The sequence below is a fragment of the Amycolatopsis sp. SID8362 genome, assembly GCF_010550475.1.
Classification (GTDB): domain Bacteria; phylum Actinomycetota; class Actinomycetes; order Mycobacteriales; family Pseudonocardiaceae; genus Amycolatopsis; species Amycolatopsis eburnea.
In genome coordinates this window covers 1-411 of record NZ_JAAGNB010001647.1, presented here as the reverse complement: position 1 = coordinate 411, position 411 = coordinate 1, and the positions used below count along the sequence as shown (strand labels likewise).

The following is a 411-nucleotide window of genomic DNA, read 5'->3' as shown; positions in this document are numbered from 1 at the left end:
GAACCCGATCGGACCGGCCAGGGTGACGGCCGACGCGGCCAGCAGCACCGCCAGCCCGATCGCGGCGAAGCGGACCCGCCCGACGTGGACGCCCAGCGTCCGGGCGTGGTCGTCGCCGACGTGGACGAGGTCGAGCCGCTGGGTCATGGCGAGCAGCGCGAGGACCGCCACGCCGATCACCGGGCCGAGGGTGCGGACCCCGGCGAGCCCGTTCTGCTCCAGCGATCCCTCGCCCCACGCGAACAGGCCGCGGGTTTCCTGGGCGTAGAGCAGCAGCAGGACCTGCGTCACCGAGATCAGGGCGAGGGAGATCGCGGTGCCCGCCAGCACCAGCCGCACGATCCCGGTGCCGCCGGTGCCGGACAGCGCGAGCACGCACACGGCCGCGGCCAGCCCGCCCCCGAACGCGAC

The 411-nt window shown here is 75.4% G+C and carries 1 protein-coding gene; it reads right to left on the bottom strand.

The features are described from left to right. Positions 1-411 (bottom strand): iron chelate uptake ABC transporter family permease subunit (locus G3I65_RS50760; RefSeq protein WP_160703058.1); only part of this gene is annotated, 411 nt, incomplete at both ends.